Origin of the sequence: Streptomyces chartreusis, from assembly GCF_008704715.1 — a bacterium.
Lineage (GTDB): Bacteria > Actinomycetota > Actinomycetes > Streptomycetales > Streptomycetaceae > Streptomyces > Streptomyces chartreusis.
Window position 1 is genome coordinate 6,122,211 of record NZ_CP023689.1, and the last position, 21,081, is coordinate 6,143,291.

Consider the following 21,081-nt stretch of genomic DNA (forward strand, 5'->3'; position numbering starts at 1 on the left):
CACGGGAGGGCCGTCACAGCACGTCGGCCAGGCGGTCCACCTGGTCCGGGTCGAGGCCGTAGCAGTAGAGCATCACCTCGTCGACGCCCAGATCGGCGTAGGCGGTGAGCGCGGCGCGGATGCCGGCCGGGGTGGTGAGCATGCCGTCGACCATGCGGTCGGGCATGCCGGTGAAGGCGTAGTAGGCGTGCATCCGGGCGCGGGCGTCGTCGATCACGTCCGGCGGGCCGAGCGCGACGTTCACCTGGGCCACGAGACGGGGCTCGCCGTCGCGGCCGTACTCCTTCCAGAAGCCGCGCACGGTGTCGAACAGGCCGCCCGCCCAGGAGGGCGCCGCGGCCGCGAGGAAGCCGTCGCCCCAGCGGGCGACGCGTTCGAGGGCGGCGGGCTTGAAGCCGCCGAAGAGCAGCTCCGGGCCGCCGAGGCGGGCGGGCACCGGGCCGATCGGGCCGACGCCGTCGCCGTAGGGCTCGCCGTGCCACAGACGGCACATCGTCTCCATCTGCCGGTCCAGGCGCCGGCCCCGGGTGCGCAGGTCGGTGCCGGTGGCGCGGTGGTCGTCCTCCCGGCCGCCGACGCCCAGGCCGAGGACGAGCCGTCCGTCGGTCATCCGGTCCAGGGTGGCGGCCTGTTTGGCCAGCAGAGCGGTGTCGCGCAGCGGGGCGAGCAGCACCTCGGTCTGGACGCGGACGCGCGTGGTGGCGCCGGCGAGGACGGCCAGCGCGACCAGCGGCTCGGGGTTGTCGTAGACGAGCCGGTCGAGCAGTCCGAGGGTGCTGAAGGGGCCGGCGTCGGCGCGGCGGGCCCAGGTGAGCAGGGCGGCCGGGTCGCCGATGGGCAGGCCGATACCGACATTCGTACCGACGTTCATGAAAGGGCCTCCGAAGTGAGGGGTCGACAAAGTCAGTTGCCGCCCCCTCCGGCACCTCAGCGAGGTGGGACGCTCCCGCTCTGCGGCGTGTTTCCGGGGAACGTCTCGTCGAAGTCGGCTCACGATAGGGCGAGCCGACTTCACGGGACAAACCATTTTGCGATCCGTGTCAGGGCCGCCGCCGCACATCGCCGTAGCCGCAGGTGCACAGGGTCACGATGCCCGTGTAGTACGAGGTCGTCCGGCCCTGCGTGACACTGTGCGTGGTCTTGCGCTCCCGGCGGTTCGGCTTGCCGCAGCGCGGGCAGGGCCCGGTGACCGGATCGCCCCAGGGCGTCGCCGGGTCGAGCCGGGTCGCGGCCGGGATCATCAGCACCGCGCAGAGCCCGGCGAGTCCGAAGCCGATCCCGCGCAGCACCGAGTCGCTCGACTCGCGGCGGTCGACCATCTCGTCGTAAGAGAAGGAGCCGCCGCCTCCTGAGCTGGAGTAGATCATGCATACGTCGCCGCGTGTCATGGTCTTGTCGTCGCAGCTCGGCGGCTCGTTCGGGTCTCCGCCGACGGTGAGGGCCAGCAGCAGCCCGATGCCGCCGAGCACCGCCAGGACGGTCAGCGCGGTGGTCCGGCTCCGTCCGCTGCGGCGCCGCTCGCGCTCGGCCCTGGCCTTGTCGATCAGTGCGTTCGTCATGCTCCCGCTCGCCCCGTTCATGTGATCCTCCGTGTCCGATTCCTCGTGGATGGCTGTGCGTTGTGTGCCGTGCGTGGTCTCAGTGGCGGGAAGCGATGATCAGGAGCAGGACCACGATCCCGAGCGCGATCAGGCAGCCCGAGCCGCAGCCGGAGGAGCCCTTGCGGAACTCGACCACTCCGCCGGGGACGATGTGCGGATGGCGGTGGGCGTAGTGGGTCTCGATCGCCTGCTCGCCCTGGGACTCGCTCCCCCAGGCGGTGCGGTGCCCGCACTCGCCGCATCGGTATCGGTAGCTGTCGGCCATGCCGGAATCTCCTTCTGTGCAGGGTGTGTTGGGCGGGGCGCGGGGACGTGGCGTACGTCAGTCCTCGTCGCGCTCGGCCGCGGTGAGGTACTCGGCGAGGGCGCGCAGGACGCAGAGGTTGGGGATCCCGGACGTGACCGACCCCCACACCTGCCACCGGCCGGCGGTGCGTACGGCGACGGAGCCCTTGAGGATCTCGATCCGCTGGACCTGCGCCCAGCGCAGCGTCGTGCCGCGGGAGCCGAGTTCGGCCCTGGTGAGCCACACCGGACCGAAGTCGAGTCGCTCGCCCCGGGTCAGCGCGGCGAGGGCCCTCGGTACCTGGGCGTCGGCGACCGAGCGGTGGATCTCCGGTCCCCACACCTCCGGCTCGCCGAAGTCGCCGCAGCGCAGCGCGATCCGCTCACCGTCGAGGTCGACGAGGACGTGGGCGCGGGTGAGGCCCTGCGGGGACAGGGCCCGGCGCCGGCGCACCAGCGTGGTGTCGTACCGGACGACATGGATCCGCCCGTCGACGGCCACCGTCAGGCCGCGCTCGTACAGGTCCAGCCGGTCGATCGGGCCGGTGCCGGCCCTTTCGCGGTCGCCCCGCAGCAGCCGACGCGCACCGGCGAGACCGGCCCACCGGCGGCCCGGCTCGGCGAGCGGCGGCCGGTAGGTGGCCTGCCGCCGACCCAGACGTGCTCGGCCCGCGGCCTCGGAGACGCGGGCCAGAAGCAGGGCGTCGGCGCGGTTGTGGGCGGGATCCCAAGGAGGCGCGTCGGGCCGGGGCGCGTAACGAGCCGCGTCGGCCACTCGATCCCGGTCCCTGCCCGGCCCCGGGGCCGTCCCGCCGGCATCCAGGTCCCGATCTCGGCCCCGCTCCAGGTGCCGCTCCGGCTCCCGCCCCCGGTCCGTCCCGTCGCTCACGCCGCACCGACCCGCCCACGACCCGCCTCGTCCCCGCGCAGGATCGACCACCGTGCCCGGCGCAGCGGTTCGCCCGGCGCCACGCCCAGGTCGTCGGCGAGCCGGCGGGCCGTACGGTCGAACACGGCCAGTGCCTCGGCCCGCCGCCCCGCGTGGTGCAGCGCGCGCATCAGCAGCGCGGCGACCGGCTCGTTCAGCGGCTGTTCCAGCGCCAGCGCGGACAGGCCGGCGAGCGCGTCGGCGACCCTGCCCAGCCGCAGCTGCCAGTGGGCCTTCCGGTACGCGAGGGCGACCCGGCGTTCGATGAGCCGCAGCCGCTCCAACTCGGCCAACGGCCCCGGCAGTCCCGCCAGCGGCTCGCCCCGGAACAGCTCCAGCGCACGGCCGTACAGCCGTACCGCCTCGGCCCCGTCCCCGGCCCGCTCGGCGGCCTCGGCCGCCCCGACCAGGTCCTCCATGCAGGTCACGTCCACCTCGACCGCGTCCCGCACCAGCCGATAGCCGTACCGGTCGCGCCCGATCACCGAGTCCGGGCACTCCCCGAGCCGCAGGCCCTTGCGCAGCCGGTACACATAGACCGGTACGACGTTCGCGCCGGGCGACTCCATGCCCCAGACGCCGTCCAGCAGTGCCTGCCTGCTGACCGACCGGCCGGGGCTCAGCGCCAGCGCGGCGAGCACGGCCTGCTGCCGGACCGGGCCGACGTCCACGGACCGCCCGCCGAGCCGGGCGCGCAACGGGCCGAGCACACAGACCCGCAACCGCGCGTCGGCCGGGGCACCGCTTCCGCCCCCGCCGCCGGGGCCGGTCCGGCCGTGTCCGGTGACCGCCGGCGCCGACCGCCTCCGCGGCCCCTGCCCCGGTACGACCAGACCGCAGTCGAAGGCGTGCACGACGGCGGCCGTCCGGTCCGGCAGCCCCAACTTCACCAGTACGCGTCCCAGTTGTCCGGCCACCGCACGCTCCGGCAGCGACAGCGCGTCCGCGATCTCGGCGTCGGGCAGGCCGCAGCCGAGGGCGTACAGCACGTCGCGTTCCTGGGCCGTGAGACCGGCGAGACCCGGGCCGGACGGCTGGGGCTCGCGCACCGGCTGATGGGCGCCCGTGCGTGCCTGGGACACGGCGCCCGGGCATCCCTGGCGAGCGCTCGGGTGTCCCTGGCGTGCGGTCGTCGTAGGCATGGCGGTTCCCCGTTCTCCGGACCGGGCGAGGCGTTCGCTCCGGTCGATCCCGTCGATGCCATCGAAGGTGGCCCTGGTGTAGGAAACGTGGACAGGCCATTGAGGCGGTCATATGTGGCCGGTGACCGCGCTAGAGTCCCTCACCTGCGGAAAGTCGACATCTCTGGGGGAAGGGCTGTGACTTGTGGCCGGTGAGTTCGGCGAGGTGCTGCGACGGCTGCGGACGGCGGCGGGGCTGACCCAGGAGGAACTGGCGGAGCGTTCCGAGGTCAGTGTGCGCACGATCCGCGGCCTGGAGACCGGCAAGCGAACCAACCCACGCATGACCACGGTGCAGCGACTGGCCGAGGAACTCGCGCTACGACCGCGGGAGCGCGAGGAGTTACTCCGCGCCGCCGTCCGCCGGGACCAGGACGGCGAGCAACCGGCCGAACCCTCGACGGAGGCCGGGGCCGGGGTTGAGGCCGGGGCCAGGGCCGGGGTTGGGGCCGGGCCCGGCACCGAGGCCGACGCGGATCCCACTCGCTCCCCGACGGACGACGGGCCCGGCGATCCACCCGCCCCGCCCCCGCCGTCGACCGCCCTCCACCCCGCGACCGAGCCCCACCCCCCGTCCGACCCCGCGGAACAGCTCGCCGCCCTGGTGACCGCCCGCTGGCAGCGCGAGGAAGAGCAGCGTCAGGTCCAGGACCCCTTCCCCCTCCCCGTCCGCTGGGAGACCGCCCCCGAGGCACTGACCGACCACTGGGCCAACATCCTCCGGCTCCCCGCGCAGGCCACGGCCCACCCCCTCGACCTGGACGGCGAGCTCGGCGAGATCGCCGCCGCCTACCGGCGCATCCCCTCCCGGCGACTGGTCGTCCTCGGCCGGTCCGGCTCGGGCAAGACGATCCTGGCCCTGCGTTTCGTCCTCGACCACCTCAGGACGCGCGGCACCTCCGAACCCGTCCCGGTGATCTTCAGCATCGGCGCCTGGAACCCGACCACCATCACCCTGCGGGACTGGCTCGCCGCACAGCTGACCCGGGATCACCCCGGCTACGCCGCCCGGGGCCGCGGCCGGGAGAGCCTGGCCGCCGAGCTGGTCGAGTCCGGCCGTATCCTCCCCGTCCTGGACGGCTTCGACGAGATCGCCGACGGCCTGCGCCGCCCCGCGCTGGAAGCGCTCAACGCCACCACCCTCCCCCTGGTCCTCACCAGCCGCCCCGCCGAGTACGCCGCCGCGGTCGCCGAGACCGACGTGCTGACCGCGGCCGCCGCGATCCGGCTCACCGACCTCACCCTCGACGACCTCGCCGCCTATCTGCCCCGCACCACCCGCAAACCCGGCCGCGAGGACCCCGACGCCAACGCCTGGGACCCGGTGCTGACCGCGCTGCGCGAGCAGCCCCGCGACCGGCCCGACTCCCCGCTCGCCACGGTCCTGAAGACCCCGCTGATGGTCGCGCTCGCCCGCACCATCTACAGCGACACCCCCGACCACGACCCGGCCTGTCTCCTGGACACCGAGCGGTTCGGCAGCCCGGAGAAGCTGGAGGACCATCTGCTGGACAACTTCATCCCGACCGTCTACCGCCACCGGCTGCACGGCAGTTCGTCCGGTGGCTCGCACCCGGGCTTCGACGCGGACCGCGCCCGGCACTGGCTCGGCTACCTCGCCCACCATCTGACCGGGCTCAAGACCCCCGACCTCGCCTGGTGGCGGCTCGGCAACGGACTGCGCCGCTCCACCCGCACCCTCGTCACCGCCGTCCTGCTCGCACTGGCCATCGGCCTGGTCGACGGCGCCATCAGTTTCGGCGTCAACGGCAGGGTCACCGGCGCCCTCCTGGACGCGTCGGTCGTCGGGCTCCTCGCCGGCCTGATGTTCGGGTTCGTGCACTGGCTGACGTACACGGCGAAGGGCAAACAGGCCGCACCCTCCGCCGTACGCCTGCAGTTGCGCCGCAGGCCCGGTGCCACCGTGTGGACGGCCGGGCCCCGACTGGTGATCGGCACGCTCGGCGGAGCGGTCTTCGGCTCCGCGTACGGATTCGTGGTCGGCATGGTGATCACGTACGCCGTCACGTCCGACCTCTCGATCATCGTGCACGTCGGACTGGTCGACGGCCTCGTCTACGGCTCGGTCTTCGGCGTCGCCACCGGACTGACCTTCTGTCTCCTCGGGCTCCTCGAAACGCCCCTCGACATCGACTCGGCCGTCAACCCGCGCAGCCTCCTGACCACCAACCGCGGCACCGTGACCACCCAACTGCTGGTCTGGGCACCCACGTTCGGAGCGGTGGTCGGCTTCGGCAGCGGCGTCGCCGTCGACGTCTTCCAGGGCTCGGTCGGCCCCCTCGTCTGGACCTCCGAGGCCGCCGCCCTGCTCGGCGTCATCAGCGGCCTGGGCGGCGCCATCGGCTACGCCCTCACCCTGACCGCGTGGGGCCAGTGGCTCGTCCTGACCCGGATCTGGCTGCCGCTGACCGGACGCCTGCCCTGGGCCGTGGTCACGTTCCTGGAGGACGCCTACCAGCGCGGGGTACTGCGGCAGGCCGGCGCGGTCTACCAGTTCCGCCACGCCCGACTGCAACAGCACCTCGCGCGCCACCACCGCCGCGCCGCCCTTCACGACGATTTCATCGCGCCTCTCTAGCGTCTGGCGCCACAGCAACAGGCGAGAAACACCACCACGACCATGGGGGACACCATGCCGAGCACCCACCGACTCACGCGCCGCGCCAAAGCCGCCGCGATCACGGCGGCGATGACGGCCGCCGCCGCCCTCACACCCGCCGTCGCGCAGGCCGAGGAGGCTCCCGGCCACTACTACATCCAGATCGGCGGCACCGGCACCGTGCAGCCCGCGCCCCAGTGCACCGGGACGTTCTACTACGCCAACCAGCACCTGGAGGAAGGCGCGAAGGTCGTCCCCGTCTGCTACCCCTCCAGCGCCGGCCCGTGGCTCAACGGCAAGAACCAGCCGGACCTCACCGCGCCGAGCTACGACAGCAGCGTGGCCCAGGGCTACGTCAACCTCCTGGCCGCCGTGGAGAAGACCCACCGCGACGACCCGACCGCACGACTGACCATCGTCGGCTACTCCCAGGGCGCCCAGGCCGCCGACGCGGTCCTTCAGACCATCGCGAACGGCGGCACCGACGTCCCGCGCGAACTGGTCGACGGCAAGCTGTACGCCGACCCGAAGCAGCCCGACACCGGCATGTGGGCCAAGGTCCCCAAGGGCCTGGGCGCCTTCGGCTTCACCTCCACCGGCCCCGGCCCCCGGGAGTTCCCGGGCGTCCCGGTCGCCCGCTTCTGCATCCGCGGCGACCTGGCCTGCGACGCCACGACGCCGGTCAACGCGCTCGACTTCTTCCTCACCGACAAGCACGCGCGCTACGTCCTGGAGGGCAACGTCCTGTCCAGGACCATCGCCCAGGACGGCCTGAACGGGGTCTACTGGTCCGACAACTGACTCCGGGTTGCCCGGTTACGCGTACGTCCGTGAGCGGGTGGCACGCTCCAGGACGACCGTACGCAGGCCGCCCGCCCCGCTCTCCTCGTGCCGCACCCGCAGCCCGGCCGTGCGCAGTTGCTCCAGCACCCAGGCGTGGGAGAGCCGAAGCTTGCGGTAGCTGCGGGCGGTGAGCGTCCAGTCGGCGTCGGAGTCGGCGCGGGTGTGGATCAGATCGTGCACGACGACCGTGTAGTCGTTGTAGTCGTCCGGGTACTCCAGGAAGCACGTCATGATCCGGTCCTCGGTGGCCCGCACCGGCAGGAAGCGGTCGGTGCCGGTGAGCGGGACCGTCAGGTCGCGGTAGGAGAACACGGCCGTCCCCTCGGGCGCGAGGGCCGCGGCGACGTCGGCGAAGAGAGCGGCCACGTCCCCGCGGGTCGGCAGATGCGTCAGCGTGTCGCCCAGACAGACGACGGCCCCCGCCGACCCCGGCCGCACCAGCTCCCGCAGGGCGCCGCGTACATCGGCCCGCACTGCCCGGACCGCGGGCAACCGGGCGGCGTGCGCGGCGAGTTCGCCCAGCAGCGGCCGGCTCAGATCGACCGCGAGGACGGAGTCGAAGCCCAGCGCGGCCAGCGCGAGACTGGCGTGCCCCGGACCGCACCCCAGGTCCACGGCCAGCGACCCGGCCGCCGTACCGATCGCCGACCCGGGCGTCACGCCCCACTCCGCGAGCGCGGCACGCTGCCCCGCCGCGAGGGCGTCGAGATCACCGCCGAGCATCCAGGTGTAGTGCTCGGCGAGGAAGCGGTCGTAGTGGTCGACGGCCTGGTCGGCCATGAGATCGGCGGCGGTCGTCATGGACGAGGGCTCCCTTCGGTCCGGCGGCGGCGAGGGAAATGTAGGACAGGACACGGGAGTTGGGCGGCTCGGCCGAACCAAATTCGGTGACGCGGGAAGAATCACGGCCATGGACGACACTGATTCGGCGATCCTCACCCATCTCCAGCGCGATGCACGGCTGACCAACCGCGAACTCGCCCGCAGGGTCGGCATAGCGCCCTCCACCTGCCTGGAACGGGTCCGCGCCCTGCGCGCCCGCGGAGTGATCACCGGCTACCACGCGGCCGTGCAGCCACGTCTGCTGGGCCGCTCGCTCCAGGCCCTGGTCTTCGTCAAGCTGCGCCCCCTGAGCCGGGAGGTGATCTACGACTTCGAGAGCTATCTGACCCAACTCCCCGAGGTCGTCTCGGTGTTCGTGGTCTCTGGCGATGACGACTTCCTCGTCCATGTGGCCGTCCCCGACATCGAGCACCTGCACGCCTTCCTCATGGACCGCTTCAGCGCCCGCCGCGAGGTCGTGACGTTCCGCAGCTCGGTGATCTACCGGCAGACGGGCACCCGCGTCCTGACACCGATGGACGGCGCGGGGCACGAGGAAGAGCTCTGAGGTATGACTCACGTCACCGCTCTCCCGCCCATAGAAAGCGGATGCGGCCCCCTGCCGTACTGGCATGCTCATGAACGACTACTGGGGGGTAACCACGCCACGGTCCGCGCGACCCGCGCCGGACCGGCCACACCGGCATGCCCGTCTCGACGACCGGCGTGCCGCCCCCTCAGCGTCACCTCCTGCAGCGCACCCCCATACACCGCTCCCGAGGAACACGCGTGCACAGACCCAAGGTCAAGAGCCACGCCGTACTGTCGGCGATCGCTCTCGCGGCCGTACTGACCACCGGCTGCTCCACCGACACCCCGGCCACCACGGACGCGGCGGCCTCCACGGCTTCGGAGAGCCCCGGACCCGCGGCCGCCCAGGAACAACTCGCCGTCGTATCGGCCCCGTCCGGTGCGGCCACCCCCACCGCCGTGGCCGACGGCGACGGCGGAGGCGGGGCGAAGAAGTCCTCCCTCAAGGTCGCCTCGTACGACAGGAAGACCGGCCGGGCCGTCATCACGTCGCGGACGCCCACGAAGCCGACGGCGAGGCCTTCGACACCTCCGCCGAGCACCGCCCCGGCGGACCCGTCCGCCGGAGCATCGGGGTCGTCCTCGGCCGGTGCATCGTCGTCGGCCGGTGCTTCGGCGGGGCCGTCGGCCCAACCCTCGGTGGCCGTCGGCGACATCATCGCCAGCGCTCCCGCCCCCGGCGCCCCCGACGGCGTACTCGCGAAGGTCACGGACGTCGTGGGCGCCGCGGGGAACGGCGGTACCGCCGTCGAGACGGAACCGGCGAAGCTCAACTCCGTGCTGGGCGCGAGCAAGGCCGAGGGCGAGGTCCCGGTCGACCCGTCGTCCGTCGACGTCAAGCCGCTCGTGAACGGCGTGAAGGTCTCCTGGGCGAAGACCGGCGACCTCCACTTCGGCCCCGAGGGCGCGAAGCTCCCGCTGGGCAGCCTGCGACTCGACGTCGGCGCCGCGATCGCCACGGCCGAGGGCGCCCCGGCGTCGGCGGCCGCGTCGGTGGAGGGCTTCGTACAACTGGCCCCCGAGGTCGCGTTCTCGTACGACGGCTCGGCGGACACGGACGGCTCGGACACCTCGGACACCTCCGGGACGACGGGCGGCGCCGCGGGCTCCGCGACGGCGGGCAGTACGGCCGACTCCGCCGGGAAGGGCACGTCCCCCGATGGCGCCTTCCTGGGCCTCTCGGGTGACTGGGCCTCCAAGTGGTCCCTGAAGGGCCGCGCGGCCGGCTCCACCAATGGGCAGCCGATCCGCATCCCCTTCGCCGAGCTCCACTCCGACCCGGTGATCCAGGTCGGTCCGATCCCGGTCGTCGTCAACCTCGACCTGACCTGCTACATCCAGGTGAACGCGGACGGCAAGGTCACCGTCGACGTCGAACAGGACCTCAAGGGCGACTTCCGCGTCGGAGGCAGCTTCTCCTGGGCCAAGGGCTGGACCCCGGTCAGCGAGTCCGACATGACGGGCGAGCCCCTGAAGACCAAGGTCACGGCAGCCGGCGACGTCAAGGCGGCCCTCGGCGCCGAGGCCACGGTCGGCCTCTACGGCACGGTGGGCGTCACCGCCGACCTCGCCCCGTACGTCCGCGCCCACGCCGACGCGTCGGCCGAGGGCTCCGCCGACGGCACCGGCTCGGCATCAGGCGCCTACGCCCTCTACGGCGGAGTGGACCTGACCGGCACCCTCAATTTCCAACTCACCATCTTCGGCACCCCCGTCTTCCAGACGAAGATCCCCCTGGGAGCCCTCCACCACGAGTGGCTCCTGACGGAGGGCAGGGCAACGACGAGCCCACCCCCGACGAAGTCCGGCTGACGCACGCACTTCGCGATGACGCGGGCCGCAACGCTCAACACGAGCCGCTGCGGCCCGCGTTGATGACCCCGGCACGTTCGCGAAGCACCCGAACTCGCGTGACTGGCCACAGTGCCCTTCCAGCTCCGGGAGTGAGCGGCTTGCCGTCCACCGTGGGGTGCCGGCGTAGGCGTCCCCCTCTGGCCGCGTTGCGTAGCTGATGGAGGCTCACGCCGGACGGCGAAGAGCTGATTGCCCCTCATGGGCGTGGTCCGTATGGCAGCTTCGATGAGCGCCGTCGGACATATCGGATTAGCCTCCCAAATGAGCGCTAAGTAGATCTTTAGTCGCGCGCTCTACACGAACCAAGGAGGAGACATGCGCAAGCTTCAGAAGGCCGCTCTTGCGGCCGCGATGGTCGGGTCCCTGAGCCTCATAGCCACCGGCACCGCCTCCGCGCAGTCCTCGTACGACGGCCATGGCCACGGGGGTTGCAAGTCTCACGACATGAACATCGAGCTTCTCAGCAATATCGGGGTGCTCAACGGTCTTGCCGGGAACGCGCTCAATGGCGAGGGCAACCCGGGCGCGACGATCAACGACATCGGGTCCGACTGCCACCACTGAGCGAGATCGATTTCGTGGAGTAGTTCAACGCAATGGGCCCCGGTGCCCTGGGCGACGAGCCCGGGCACCGGGCCTTGCTTTGGGTGGGGCGGGGCGGGCCCGGTCAGTGAGCCCAGTGGTCCCGGTTCGGCAGCTCCACCCACCCGTCCGGCATGCCCACCATCGCCCGCTTGTCCGTCGGGCGCAGGCCTGTCCAGGCGCAGGCATACGCAACCGCGTTGTGGCGGAAGAGATAGGACGACAGGACCTCCTCGGGAGAGGACTCCTCGTCCGGGGCGCCGCCCGGGTGGAGGTCCCAGCCCAATACGACGCCGTCCCGGGTTGTGCTGCCCTGGTTGCCGCTCTTGGGGTTGGCGTAGAGGCCGTAGCTGATGGTGCCTCGGGACAAGCGGGTGTGTATGCCGGGCATGGAGGGTGCGTAGCCCCAGGGCTGGGCGACCACGCAGCCGCCGGGGACCGTCGTCACGCCGACGATGCGCAGGGTTTCGTCCAGGTCGTAGGCGTACGGATCGTCGATGATCTCGGCCACCTCCGTCTCGTCCGCCGGAGTTGCCTCCAGGCGGCGCACCGCCTCCTCGGCGTCGATGCCTGCCACGCAGGCCAGGCCGAAACCGTCGTGGTCGATGCCGGCCAGGGCCTTCGTCAGGCGTTTGCCCTCCTGGGCCGCCGCGTGCTCCCGGTCGGTGAGGCCGGTCCCGCCGGGCGGCAGGGGGAAGAGGTCCGGGGTGGGGCCTGCCAGGCTCAGGCGTCCGGCGGACCAGCCGCCTATCAGGGGACGCCAGGGGTCGGCTCCCGCGGCCGCGAGGGCTCGGGCGTTCTCCGGGCGATCGGACATGATCGCCTCCCACAGGGCTGTGGTGCCGTATTCGAGCGTGTCCACATCTGCCACTCGGCCCGCCAGTTCCGCCACGACCTCCGGTGAGCCGAAGACCGCTGCCCGGTGCAGTGCGCGGCTGCCTCCGCGGCCCCAGCGCTCGGGGTCGGCACCCTCGTCCAGACGGCGTCTTACGTCGGCGTAGTCCTGCCAGCCCTCCCAGTTCATGCCCGACCAGCCGTGCTCACGAGCCGTCACCATGCCACCTCCGGGCGCGATACGGGTTCATCAGTCCATGTCAGGGGACTCGCCACCTCCGACCTCGGCGGCCGCCCCCTCCTCACTCACACCTTCGCAGGCCGCACTGACAATCCACATCGGCGAGCAGCGGGGCCGGGCGGGCCGAGCGCCGCGACCAAAGTCGCGGCTGCCTAGACCATCGGCCGATGGCAGGGGATACGGCCCCTCGTCAGACTCGGCACTGCGCCATATCGGCGACCGGCAACCGGCGGAACGGGAGACCGTCGGTGAGCCGGAACGTCGATCGGCAACGGGTGCAACGGAACTGACGTGGCATGAGGACGGGGGACATGGCGGACACGGGGCGTATCGGAAGTGGGCAGGGCCGAGCGGGGGACCTGGTGAAGAGGGAACGGGGTAGCGGTGGCGTCGCCGTTCTCAAGGAGTCGGCATGGGTTCTGACGCTCTTTTGCGTGGTGTGCGGGGCCCTCGTCGGTGGGGTGGTCACTCTTCTTGCCGAGTGGCTCGTGAGGTTGTCGTGGGGTCCCTTGCAGGGGCCGGCCAGGCTGCTGACGTCCGTGCCGGAGCCCTGGCAGAGCGTCGGGTCCGTCGGGGTGGGGGCGGCGCTCGGGCTGGTGGTCGGGTTCATCGCGGTGCACGAGTCTCTGTCGGTGCGGGTGTCCGCCGACCGTGTGGTGCTGGGCATCAGGGATTCGTCGCAGGAGTTCGCGCGTGACCAGGTCGGCCTGGTGGTGCGCGACGGCAAGCAGCTCGTGCTGCTCGGGCCGGACGGCATGGAGATCGCCCGGGAGGAGTGCGGTCTGCCCTGGGCTCGGCTGGCCGAGGCCTTCGCCGCGCACGGGTACCGGTGGGCGGACGAGGATCCGCACCTCGAGGAGTTCCGGCGCTGGGTGCCCGGGATGCCCGGACTGCCGGACGGGGCTGACGCGTTGCTGCGGGCTCGTGCGGCGGCCCGGGAGAAGGACGCGGGTGCCGACGACGCCCGGGAGCTGCGCGGGGAATTGCTGCGGCTCGGTGTCGTCGTACGGGATGAGAAGGGTCGGCAGTACTGGCGGGTCGCCGGCCAGTAATGAGGGCTCGGAGAGATCTCCAGGTTCCCCAGGCTCCGGCGCTCGTCCTCGCGTTCGAGTACGGCAGTCGTATCGGCTGAGAGGATGGCCGCGACCGTACTGGAAGAAGGGGGATGAGCGTGACCGTGCTCGTCTTGGTCGGCGTGCTGCTGCTCGTCGTCGGGGGATGCGTCTGTGTCGTCTGGGCCTCGCGCGGCGGCCCGCGCTGGGTGCGCGTGGTGTCGAGCGTGACCCTCGGGGTGGCCGAGGTGGTGGGGGCGCTGGCCCGGAGCTCGGGGAAGTCGCGCTCGGGCTCGGGTTCGAGTTCGGACGACTGACTGGCTCGTGCCCAACTCGGCCCGGGGAACTTAGCGTTGACCCAAAGCCTCTATGAACGTCTGCCAGGCCCGTCCTTGGACCGACAGGACGGGCCCGCGGCCGTGCTGCTTGGAGTCGCGCACGCGAATGTCATCGTCGACGTGGGCGCACTCCACACATTCAGTCCCGCTGCCACCGCTGTATGAGGACTTGAACCATTGGTAGTGCGAGGGCGCCGTCATCACAGCTCCTTGCTTATACGGTGGATGATCTCTGCCGAGGACTCAAGGTCGAGTGCTTGTGCGCTGAGGTACTCGAACGCCAACCTATAACGCTCCAGTTCCCCTTGCTTCTCCATGAAGAGGCCACCCCCGAGCAAGTCGACGTACACCACGTCCAGTTCCGAAGCGGGACCGCGAAGGACAACAAAGCTTCCGACCGCAGCTGCGTGCGCTCCGGCCGAGAAGGGCAGCACCTGCACGGTGATGTGCGGTAGCTGAGACATGGTGAGCAGGTGGCGCAGTTGATCCTGCATGACGTCACGGCCGCCTACCCGGCGCCGCAGTGCTGCTTCATCGATCACGCACCAGATGTGCGGTGGTTCATCGCGATCGAGGAGCTCTTGCCGTTTCATGCGGATGTCCACCATGTGCTGGACTTCTCGTTCTGGGCACTGCACTTCTGAGGCTCGGTGAACAGCCTCCGCGTATGGGCGAGTCTGAAGCAGCCCCGGCACGTACATGCAGGCGTAATGATCTTCGCGTACAACCTCGTCCTCAAGGGTGAGCATGAGGTTCATGGACTCGGGGATGGGGTCAGCGAGCGATCGCCACCAACCTTGGATTCTGGCGCCCTTGGCGAGGTCGACCAGTGCGAGACGCTCCGCATCAGAGGCTCCGTACTCGCGACAAAGGGCATCAACAGCCGGCCACTTGACCGAGCCCTCCTTCGTCTCGTAGCGACTCAATGTCGCCTTTGAGATGCCGACTCGCGCGCCTGCCTCCTCAAGAGTCATTCCCTTGCTTTCCCTGAGGCGGCGTAGATCAGCGCCCAACTGGCGCCTACGAGTGGTGGGTCCGACTGCCATGTTCTAGGCCCTTCATGTCGATCCGTCAGATCCTGCGGCTTAGGTGTGCGCAGCTGCAAGGCGGTGTGCGCTGGGGGCGTGCAGGACTAGGGCGCACTCCTGCAAGGTGCTGATGAGAGTTCCATTTTGAGAGTTCCAATGCAACTCTGGTTGCGGGGGCGACCATGCAATGCAACTCGACCCGTGATGATAGGAGTTGATCGATGTACTGCACCTTGGGACTGACGCGGGCGCCGTGGACCCTTCCATTCGCTGCAGAGCCGGCGGAAGTGGCAAGCCTCCGCCGCATCATCCGACTGCGCTTGGAGCTGTGGGGCTTACACAGTGTGGTTTCCGATGCTCAGCTCTGTGTCGATGAACTCGTGTCGAACGTCATCGATCACGTGGGAGTGGGCACGCCAGCAACCCTGGCGGTCTCCATGCGTGGCATTTGCCTGCGTATCGAGGTGCACGACCCTGACACGCAGGCTCTCCCCGCCCTCATCCGTGCAGAGGATGACTCCGAAGCCGGGCGGGGCATGGTCCTTATCGATGCCCTGGCTGATCGCTGGGGAGTTCAGCTTCAGGGAGATAGGAAGGTCACCTGGTGCGAGATGGTGACGGAGTTGGTCACAGGCGATGGCCACCTTGGGGGTGGGCGGGTGAGCCGGGTTGAGGCTCTGGTGAGTGCTTACAAGGGCGATCGAACTCACCGGTCCCGCCCGGCAGGATCTAGCGTGCTGACGATGGCGGCGGCAGAAGTAACGGCGATCGACATGATTGCCGACTTGCTTCACTGGCTCAGAGCGCACGGATGCGACCCTGACACGGCGCTTGACCGCGCACAGACTCACTTCGAAGCGGAGATCTCGGAAGCCGAGGGCAGCGCGAAGTAGGGTTCGGTCCAATCAACGGCGCCGTCAGCGTTGGCCTGGGCTACGTGCTGCAATAGAAGAGCCGTGCCATTCTGGATGTCCACCTCTGCATCCTTGCCCAGGAGGCGCGTTGTGATGGGGATCGAGGGGTAGTCGACACCCAGCAACCTCGCTATGTGCTCGAACTCTATGTTCTCGTTTCGAGTGCCGAGCTTGCCATGGAGGTAGTCGCGTAGGCGCGAGCATATGTCGAGCATGGCATTTCCGCTGTCGGTGAGGTGGTAGATGCCGCCTTGAAGGCTCTCGCTGGCAAGGAATCCAATGATGAAGAGGCGTTCGGTCTCGTACTTCAGCGGTTCCAGGCTTACATTCAGCGCTTTTGCCATGTTTCTGTGGCTTCGATACCCGCTCCTCTTGACATGCGAGAGGATAGCTATGGGGAGGCCGGGGCGTTTTGAAGAAGCGAAGCGCGTCACGTCCTGAGGAGTGAGCCCGCCAAGGGTGACGTGAAGGAGGAGATCTCTCGTTATCTCCTCCTTCAAGGTGCGGTATATGGCCTGCCGGGCCCTATCGTTCCCTGCGTCGAAGTCTGGTGGAACCCAGAAGACGCGCAGGCGTGATAGTCGGTCCCGGTAAGGTCCTCTTAGATAGGACTGAGTTACTTCGGTGAAGCGTGCGCGATGCCGGCTTTCATGGCGCGCGATGTATATAGCGGCATGGATGTCATCTTCGTTGACGAACGTCCTGACGTCCTTGTCTATGCCATCTCCGCCATGCTGCCACAAGGTCTGTCCGGCAACTACCTTCGACCAGTCCCTCTTGAGGTCGCATGAGAAGTCAAAAAGCTTGCGCTGACCTTCTGCGTAGCCGAACAGCCTGGATCTTGAGGCGTCCTCCATGATGCTCAAGGCAGCGGCTGAAAGGAAGTCATGTTCCGGTGATGACGCCATGGCGACTCCAAGGGAGGGGTGAGCAGTGCTATTTGGCTGCGCGTCGCGTGTATCCTGTGGCGTCTTGATATATGAGGTCTATTCCCTCAGTGTGCAGAAAGTTGAACAGATCTTCTTGGGGTTTCTCGGGCAGCAGTACTGAGAGCTTGGGGTTGCGCGGCCTGATATGCCGCACGTAGTCCTTCAGTTGACCTACAGCCGTGCGCACTTCTTCGCGGCTGCTCTCGCCGCGCACCGAGTAGAGTTCGTGTTCGGTGGCGTCGTAGAGGTCGGTTTTCAAGATGGTCGTCGTGCCCGCGATCTTTATTTGGTAAGCAAAGATCTCGTGCTGCTGCTTCTTCAGCTCGTCGAGATACTGATCCCGCAGGTCTGATTGGCGAAGGTCGGCTATGGAGCTCGGCTGGGCGGCACGTCTGCTCTCGGAGGCTCGTCGCTTCTTGGGCTTTACCATCTTGGGCTCGATCATCCTGCCGGTGACCACATTCGCCGAAACCCGATGAGCATCGGTTTGGTCCGCAGGTGTGATGACGTCCTTCGCAAGGCGCTCGTAGTCTCCGAGTGGCCGCATGCGGAAGACGATGATGCTACGCCGCTGGTTTTCCTCGTCGCCCGCTTCGCGTACGGTGTAAGGCTGTTCCGCGTCCAACGTGAACTCGCCTACATATCGCTGCTGTTTGGCGGCGGACTTGGATCCGGGGACTCTCCCCATGGCCATGAACACACGCAGAGACTTTCCAGCTTCCTTGTGGTAGAGGACCGCCGCGTTGCGTGAGCCGTTTCGTCCGAGAAAGGTTTGGTCTCCACGAATGCCTTGGCCCGTGTACTCAAACACGGGCCCTAGCTCGTCCTCTTCCTCTAGCCAGCCATCCTCGTAGCCGTACTTCTTCCCGCTTTCGTGATCTACGTAGATCAGGATGTTTCGGGTGGAGTCAGATGGGATGATCCCGCCTTGGGTCCCGCCGCCGAAGACTGCCTTCATCTCTTCGCGCGTGGTCAGCAGCCCGGGCCTGATCGAAGCTAAGTCCATGCCGTGACGTTAGCTGATCGCTCTGACATTGACTGTGATCAGCTAGCCCGCAGTGATGCCCGAGTACGACCAAACGTCCGCAGGTAGCTCATAGTGGAGCCGCCAGGTGATGGCCATCGGCTTGCTGCCCTCGTGGCTGACATAGGTCGCCGGGCCGAGCAGCATCCACGGCTGCGCCTTGCCGATGTCGGTGTCCTTGTAGCGCCGCATGAACAGCAGTACGTGGCTTCCGCGTTGAGTGTGCTGTTGGTACCGCAGGCCAGTGGGCGAGGTCTCTGCGGTTGTGCTCTGTGACTCCCAGTGGAACAGGGAAGCGGCCAGCGCATAGTCCTTGTAGCGGACGGTGGGGGAGAAGTCCTTCTCGTTCTTCTCAAGGGTGATCAGCAGGGCGTCCGTCTGGTTCGACTCATCCCACAGGACACCCTGTGCGAAGGATCCGGGCATCTGACCGCCGAGGCGAGCAACGCCGAGCGCGGCCAAGATCTCCGAGCGGTTGTACGCACTGTGGATCTTCAAGGGGATGTGTGCGTGCGGGCCCTCCAAAGGAATGGGGAAGTGGTCCGCTTGCCCCATCACATGGTCGAGTACCTGCTGCACTTCGCTCCGGAGCGCTCGCTGCCCAAGGAGCGATTGCAGCCCCTCTGCGTAAGAGCTGAACCCGCCAGCCTTGTCCCAAAGGTTGAAGAAGAGCATGCGTGCGTAGGTTTGGTCCGTTGGACTCAGTGACTCGTACCGCGGGGCGTCATCGCTCAACAGGCGGGCGTATGCGTCAGCACGTTCGCGGTCATCGACGTGCAAGAACGCGTGCACGCGCTTCAGCAGGTCTTCTTCGCCCGGCTGTTCCGGCAGGTCGGCCAGGCCGGCCCGGCGCAGCACTGACGTCCATGAGTTGCTCGACTTGTACAGTTCCCGGATCTCGCGGCGGCTCTCCCTGAGATAGTCCGCGAGGAGCGGTGTACCGAAGGCTCTCACTTCCTTAGCGAGGGTCTGCACGGTCGCCTTAATCTGGGTGCGGATGTTGTCCAGGACCAGATCCTTGGACTTGCCCTCAAGAATGATCTGGCAGCCGGACGGCAGCAGGGGGAAGTCATGCTCAACGTGCTCAAGGAGTCGGTTACGCGACAGGTTGGTCATCGCCCGGAACTGCTCTTCGAAGCGAAACTCGGCGCGGTGCTGGCCGATGAAGTCGAGCACAGTGAGCACAGGCTTGTCGGGCGTGCGGCGCAGGCCTCGCCCAAGCTGCTGTAGGAAGACCGTGGCGCTGCTGGTTGGGCGCAGAAGTAGCAGTGTGTCGACGTCCGGGATGTCCAAGCCTTCGTTGAAGAGGTCCACGGAGAAGATGACTTGGATCTCGCCTGCCTTGAGCTGGGACAGAACATGGTCACGGACTTCGGGCCGAGACGCGCTGTCCAGGGCCTCCGCCTTGAAGCCTGCCTCTTGGAAACACTTCGCCATGAAGTGAGCGTGCTTCCTGCTGACGCAGAAGCCGAGCGCCCGCATGCTCATGGGGTCGGACACCTTGTCCCGCACCTGCTTGATGACGATGCGGGCTCGGGCGTGGTCAGCGGAGAACAGGTCACCGAGCTGACTTTGGTCGTAGGTCCCGGAACGCCAGTTGAGCCGAGAAAGGTCGGTGCCGTCAGGCACTCCGAAGTAGTGGAATGGGCAGAGGAGGTCGTTGTCGAGGGCCTCCCATAGCCGCATTTCGGCTGCGATCCGCCCTTCGAAGAAGGTGTCTTGCACGTTGAGGCCATCAGCTCGCTCGGGGGTGGCGGTCAGGCCCAGCAGCTGCTTCGGCTTGAAGTGGTTGAGAACGCGTCGATACGTCGCAGCCGTCGCGTGATGGAACTCGTCGATGACGATGATGTCGAAGTGTTCCGGGGCGAACTGGTCGAGACGCTGGTCGGTGAGCGACTGGACACTCGCGAAGACGTGCTTCCAGTCGCGCGGCAGCTCGCCGGAGAAGAGCACTTCGCCGAACGAAGCATCATCGAGTACTTCGCGGTACTTGCGCAGCGACTGTCTGAGGATCTCTTTGCGGTGTGCCACGAAGAGAAGCCGCGGGTACTGCTTGCCGCCCGACTCCTTGTGTAGATCGCGGTAGTCAAGTGCGGCCATGACCGTCTTGCCCGTACCAGTCGCTGCAACCAGCAGGTTGTGTTGGTGGCCGTGGATCTCACGCGCGACACGTAGCCGCTCCAGCATGTCGGCCTGGTGGGGGTAGGGCCGCACTTCAAGGCCAGAGAGGCTGATCTTGGCATCCTGACTCGACGTCGATCCGCCCGCGGCGCGCAAAGCGTCGTCCAGCTTGTGGGCGTCGCGATCCGGGTCGTACGGCTCAAAAGCGATGTCGTTCCAGTACGCATCGAAGGTCGCCTCGAACTTGTTCAGTACGGCCGGGGTAGCCACCGACGAAAGGCGCACGTTCCATTCCAGGCCGTCGAGTAGCGCAGCCTTCGAGAGATTGGAGCTGCCGACGTACGCCGTATCGAAGCCGCTCTGGCGGCGGAACAGCCAGGCTTTTGCATGGAGGCGCGTGGAGCGGATCTCGTAGTTGACCCTCACCTCAGCCCCGAAGTCGCGGACGAGTCGGTCGAGTGCATGGCGGTCGGTGGCGCCGATGTACGTCGTGGTGATGACGCGGATGGGGATGCCCCGTTCCGCGGCGGCACGGAGGGAGTCTTCGAGTACGCGCAGGCCGTACCACTTCACGAAAGCGCACAGCAGATCAATGCGGTCAGCCGTGGCTAGTTCGGCGCGCAACTCGCTACCGAGGCTCGGATCCTCGGGAGAGTTGGTGATGAGGGCAGTCTCTGAGAGTGGCGTCAGGGGGCGTACCGCGTAGACACCGGGGGCTTCCTTCTCCGCTAGAGCTAGGAGCTGGCGGGGGCCATCAGCGATGACCTCGACGGCGTCGCTGTTGCCCGGGTCGGCTGGGTCAGATGCGAGCGCCTGAATGATCTGATTCGCCACAGCGACGCGCTTGTCATGCGGCAGCTGGCTAAGCCGTCGGCTTACGGCCTGGCTGATGTGTCGGGCAAGCACATGGGGTGACGATTCCTCGCTTACCTCGTCATCGATGGCTTTCCATCCCGCCCCGCTCAACTGATCCATCTGTGCTTGCATGCGCTCGGTGACGAGTTCCTCGTAAACACCCGCGACAGGCTGCGACAGATCCCTCGGCTGAGCCACGCTGATTTCCCCAATCCCCACACAGCAATGACTCTGTTGTAGCAGGCGACACCGACAGCCCCACGGACGATGTGCGTTTCTTCGCAGGCACCGTTGGGCCGCCCGCTTCTTTGGCAGTGTCGTGCCTCCGCGAGCCGCGTCAAGGGCGCTTCACTCCGCTGCGCTGCGTTCCGCGTCGGCTGCGCCGATGGCCCTGCGGGCCGCCCTTGACCCGGCTCGCTCCAGCACGGGGGAGAAGCG

Annotated in this window: 19 protein-coding genes and 1 pseudogene; 8 read left to right on the top strand and 12 right to left on the bottom strand. The window is 68.4% G+C overall.

All coding sequences use genetic code 11. The features are described 5' to 3' along the window. Positions 1 to 13: 13 nt before the first annotated feature. The 5 genes from CP983_RS26905 to CP983_RS26925 form a co-directional block, all read right to left on the bottom strand. Entirely contained in the window at positions 14 to 871 is an 858-nt protein-coding gene (locus tag CP983_RS26905) for an LLM class flavin-dependent oxidoreductase (protein ID WP_150502321.1), read from the bottom strand. 169 nt (positions 872 to 1,040) lie between these two features. Beyond that, the gene (locus tag CP983_RS44085; protein WP_167537767.1) at positions 1,041 to 1,559 is read right to left on the bottom strand and encodes a hypothetical protein; all 519 of its coding nucleotides are present in this window, start codon (positions 1,557 to 1,559) and stop codon (positions 1,041 to 1,043) included. A 79-nt stretch (positions 1,560 to 1,638) separates the two neighbouring features. Beyond that, complete coding sequence (locus CP983_RS26915; RefSeq protein ID WP_107905638.1) at positions 1,639 to 1,866, bottom strand: hypothetical protein; 228 nt, start codon at positions 1,864 to 1,866, stop codon at positions 1,639 to 1,641. A 57-nt stretch (positions 1,867 to 1,923) separates the two neighbouring features. Continuing rightward, positions 1,924 to 2,775, bottom strand: coding sequence for a DUF6585 family protein (locus CP983_RS26920; protein WP_229915026.1), 852 nt, complete (start codon positions 2,773 to 2,775; stop codon positions 1,924 to 1,926). Continuing rightward, positions 2,772 to 3,863 (bottom strand): AfsR/SARP family transcriptional regulator, encoded by a 1,092-nt coding sequence (locus CP983_RS26925; RefSeq protein ID WP_229915032.1) that lies wholly within the window; start codon positions 3,861 to 3,863, stop codon positions 2,772 to 2,774. The genes CP983_RS26920 and CP983_RS26925 overlap by 4 nt, the downstream gene beginning before the upstream one ends. A gap of 277 nt (positions 3,864 to 4,140) precedes the next feature. Between CP983_RS26925 and CP983_RS26930 the strand changes: the two genes are divergently transcribed. Beyond that, positions 4,141 to 6,594, top strand: coding sequence for a helix-turn-helix domain-containing protein (locus CP983_RS26930; RefSeq protein WP_150502326.1), 2,454 nt, complete (start codon positions 4,141 to 4,143; stop codon positions 6,592 to 6,594). Between the two features lie 54 nt (positions 6,595 to 6,648). Beyond that, a complete protein-coding gene (locus tag CP983_RS26935) occupies positions 6,649 to 7,416 on the top strand; it encodes a PE-PPE domain-containing protein (RefSeq protein ID WP_107906233.1) in 768 nt (255 codons plus the stop codon). Positions 7,417 to 7,431: 15 nt separating this feature from the next. Here CP983_RS26935 and CP983_RS26940 read toward each other — a convergent pair whose 3' ends face one another. Next, entirely contained in the window at positions 7,432 to 8,259 is an 828-nt protein-coding gene (locus tag CP983_RS26940; RefSeq protein ID WP_229915024.1) for a class I SAM-dependent methyltransferase, read from the bottom strand. Positions 8,260 to 8,368: 109 nt separating this feature from the next. Between CP983_RS26940 and CP983_RS26945 the strand changes: the two genes are divergently transcribed. From CP983_RS26945 to CP983_RS26955, 3 genes are all read left to right on the top strand, one after another. Continuing rightward, complete coding sequence (locus CP983_RS26945) at positions 8,369 to 8,848, top strand: Lrp/AsnC family transcriptional regulator (RefSeq protein WP_107905635.1); 480 nt, start codon at positions 8,369 to 8,371, stop codon at positions 8,846 to 8,848. A gap of 221 nt (positions 8,849 to 9,069) precedes the next feature. After that, entirely contained in the window at positions 9,070 to 10,683 is a 1,614-nt protein-coding gene (locus tag CP983_RS26950; RefSeq protein WP_150502328.1) for a hypothetical protein, read from the top strand. 357 nt (positions 10,684 to 11,040) lie between these two features. Next, positions 11,041 to 11,289, top strand: a complete 249-nt coding sequence (locus tag CP983_RS26955; RefSeq protein WP_125528082.1) for a hypothetical protein — start codon at positions 11,041 to 11,043, stop codon at positions 11,287 to 11,289. A gap of 790 nt (positions 11,290 to 12,079) precedes the next feature. On the opposite strand, the pseudogene CP983_RS45245 reads toward CP983_RS26955, so the two are convergent. Then, positions 12,080 to 12,364 (bottom strand): annotated as a pseudogene (locus tag CP983_RS45245) (ankyrin repeat domain-containing protein); the annotation flags it as partial. Positions 12,365 to 12,693: 329 nt separating this feature from the next. On the opposite strand from CP983_RS45245, the gene CP983_RS26965 reads away from it, so the two are divergent. Both CP983_RS26965 and CP983_RS26970 read left to right on the top strand, forming a co-directional pair. Next, entirely contained in the window at positions 12,694 to 13,434 is a 741-nt protein-coding gene (locus CP983_RS26965; protein WP_425282255.1) for a YqeB family protein, read from the top strand. Between the two features lie 113 nt (positions 13,435 to 13,547). Next, positions 13,548 to 13,751 (top strand): hypothetical protein, encoded by a 204-nt coding sequence (locus CP983_RS26970; RefSeq protein WP_150502332.1) that lies wholly within the window; start codon positions 13,548 to 13,550, stop codon positions 13,749 to 13,751. A 30-nt stretch (positions 13,752 to 13,781) separates the two neighbouring features. Here CP983_RS26970 and CP983_RS26975 read toward each other — a convergent pair whose 3' ends face one another. Together CP983_RS26975 and CP983_RS26980 are read right to left on the bottom strand one after the other, a co-directional pair. Continuing rightward, the gene (locus CP983_RS26975; protein WP_125528086.1) at positions 13,782 to 13,973 is read right to left on the bottom strand and encodes a DUF397 domain-containing protein; all 192 of its coding nucleotides are present in this window, start codon (positions 13,971 to 13,973) and stop codon (positions 13,782 to 13,784) included. Then, positions 13,973 to 14,818 carry a helix-turn-helix domain-containing protein gene (locus tag CP983_RS26980; RefSeq protein ID WP_125528087.1) on the bottom strand — a complete coding sequence of 282 codons (846 nt, stop codon included), beginning with the start codon at positions 14,816 to 14,818 and terminating at the stop codon, positions 13,973 to 13,975. Before CP983_RS26980 ends, CP983_RS26975 begins: the two co-directional genes overlap by 1 nt. A gap of 203 nt (positions 14,819 to 15,021) precedes the next feature. On the opposite strand from CP983_RS26980, the gene CP983_RS26985 reads away from it, so the two are divergent. Next, entirely contained in the window at positions 15,022 to 15,693 is a 672-nt protein-coding gene (locus CP983_RS26985) for an ATP-binding protein (protein WP_150502334.1), read from the top strand. On the opposite strand, the gene CP983_RS26990 is transcribed toward CP983_RS26985, so the two are convergent. The 3 genes from CP983_RS26990 to CP983_RS27000 are packed head-to-tail and all read right to left on the bottom strand — an operon-like array spanning position 15,648 to position 20,841. After that, on the bottom strand, positions 15,648 to 16,622 hold the full coding sequence (locus CP983_RS26990; protein ID WP_150502336.1) for a hypothetical protein: 975 nt from the start codon (positions 16,620 to 16,622) through the stop codon (positions 15,648 to 15,650). The two genes, CP983_RS26985 and CP983_RS26990, sit on opposite strands and share 46 nt — an antisense overlap. A 28-nt stretch (positions 16,623 to 16,650) precedes the next feature. Beyond that, positions 16,651 to 17,649: an SRA domain-containing endonuclease gene (locus tag CP983_RS26995; protein ID WP_150502338.1), complete on the bottom strand. Its 999-nt coding sequence runs from the start codon at positions 17,647 to 17,649 to the stop codon at positions 16,651 to 16,653. A gap of 42 nt (positions 17,650 to 17,691) precedes the next feature. Further along, positions 17,692 to 20,841 carry a DEAD/DEAH box helicase gene (locus CP983_RS27000; protein WP_373309890.1) on the bottom strand — a complete coding sequence of 1,050 codons (3,150 nt, stop codon included), beginning with the start codon at positions 20,839 to 20,841 and terminating at the stop codon, positions 17,692 to 17,694. Positions 20,842 to 21,081: the final 240 nt, after the last annotated feature.

What these genes read in the sequence shown, in the direction of transcription:
- CP983_RS44085 (WP_167537767.1), bottom strand. Translation starts at nt 1,559, where the DNA reads ATGACGAACGCACTGATCGACAAGGCCAGGGCCGAGCGCGAGCGGCGC.
- CP983_RS26905 (WP_150502321.1), bottom strand. Translation starts at nt 871, where the DNA reads ATGAACGTCGGTACGAATGTCGGTATCGGCCTGCCCATCGGCGACCCG.
- CP983_RS26985 (WP_150502334.1), top strand. Translation starts at nt 15,022, where the DNA reads ATGTACTGCACCTTGGGACTGACGCGGGCGCCGTGGACCCTTCCATTC.
- CP983_RS26980 (WP_125528087.1), bottom strand. Translation starts at nt 14,818, where the DNA reads ATGGCAGTCGGACCCACCACTCGTAGGCGCCAGTTGGGCGCTGATCTA.
- CP983_RS26945 (WP_107905635.1), top strand. Translation starts at nt 8,369, where the DNA reads ATGGACGACACTGATTCGGCGATCCTCACCCATCTCCAGCGCGATGCA.
- CP983_RS26975 (WP_125528086.1), bottom strand. Translation starts at nt 13,973, where the DNA reads ATGACGGCGCCCTCGCACTACCAATGGTTCAAGTCCTCATACAGCGGT.
- CP983_RS26940 (WP_229915024.1), bottom strand. Translation starts at nt 8,259, where the DNA reads ATGACGACCGCCGCCGATCTCATGGCCGACCAGGCCGTCGACCACTAC.
- CP983_RS26955 (WP_125528082.1), top strand. Translation starts at nt 11,041, where the DNA reads ATGCGCAAGCTTCAGAAGGCCGCTCTTGCGGCCGCGATGGTCGGGTCC.
- CP983_RS26915 (WP_107905638.1), bottom strand. Translation starts at nt 1,866, where the DNA reads ATGGCCGACAGCTACCGATACCGATGCGGCGAGTGCGGGCACCGCACC.
- CP983_RS26970 (WP_150502332.1), top strand. Translation starts at nt 13,548, where the DNA reads ATGAGCGTGACCGTGCTCGTCTTGGTCGGCGTGCTGCTGCTCGTCGTC.
- CP983_RS26990 (WP_150502336.1), bottom strand. Translation starts at nt 16,622, where the DNA reads ATGGCGTCATCACCGGAACATGACTTCCTTTCAGCCGCTGCCTTGAGC.
- CP983_RS26965 (WP_425282255.1), top strand. Translation starts at nt 12,694, where the DNA reads ATGGCGGACACGGGGCGTATCGGAAGTGGGCAGGGCCGAGCGGGGGAC.
- CP983_RS26935 (WP_107906233.1), top strand. Translation starts at nt 6,649, where the DNA reads ATGCCGAGCACCCACCGACTCACGCGCCGCGCCAAAGCCGCCGCGATC.
- CP983_RS26995 (WP_150502338.1), bottom strand. Translation starts at nt 17,649, where the DNA reads ATGGACTTAGCTTCGATCAGGCCCGGGCTGCTGACCACGCGCGAAGAG.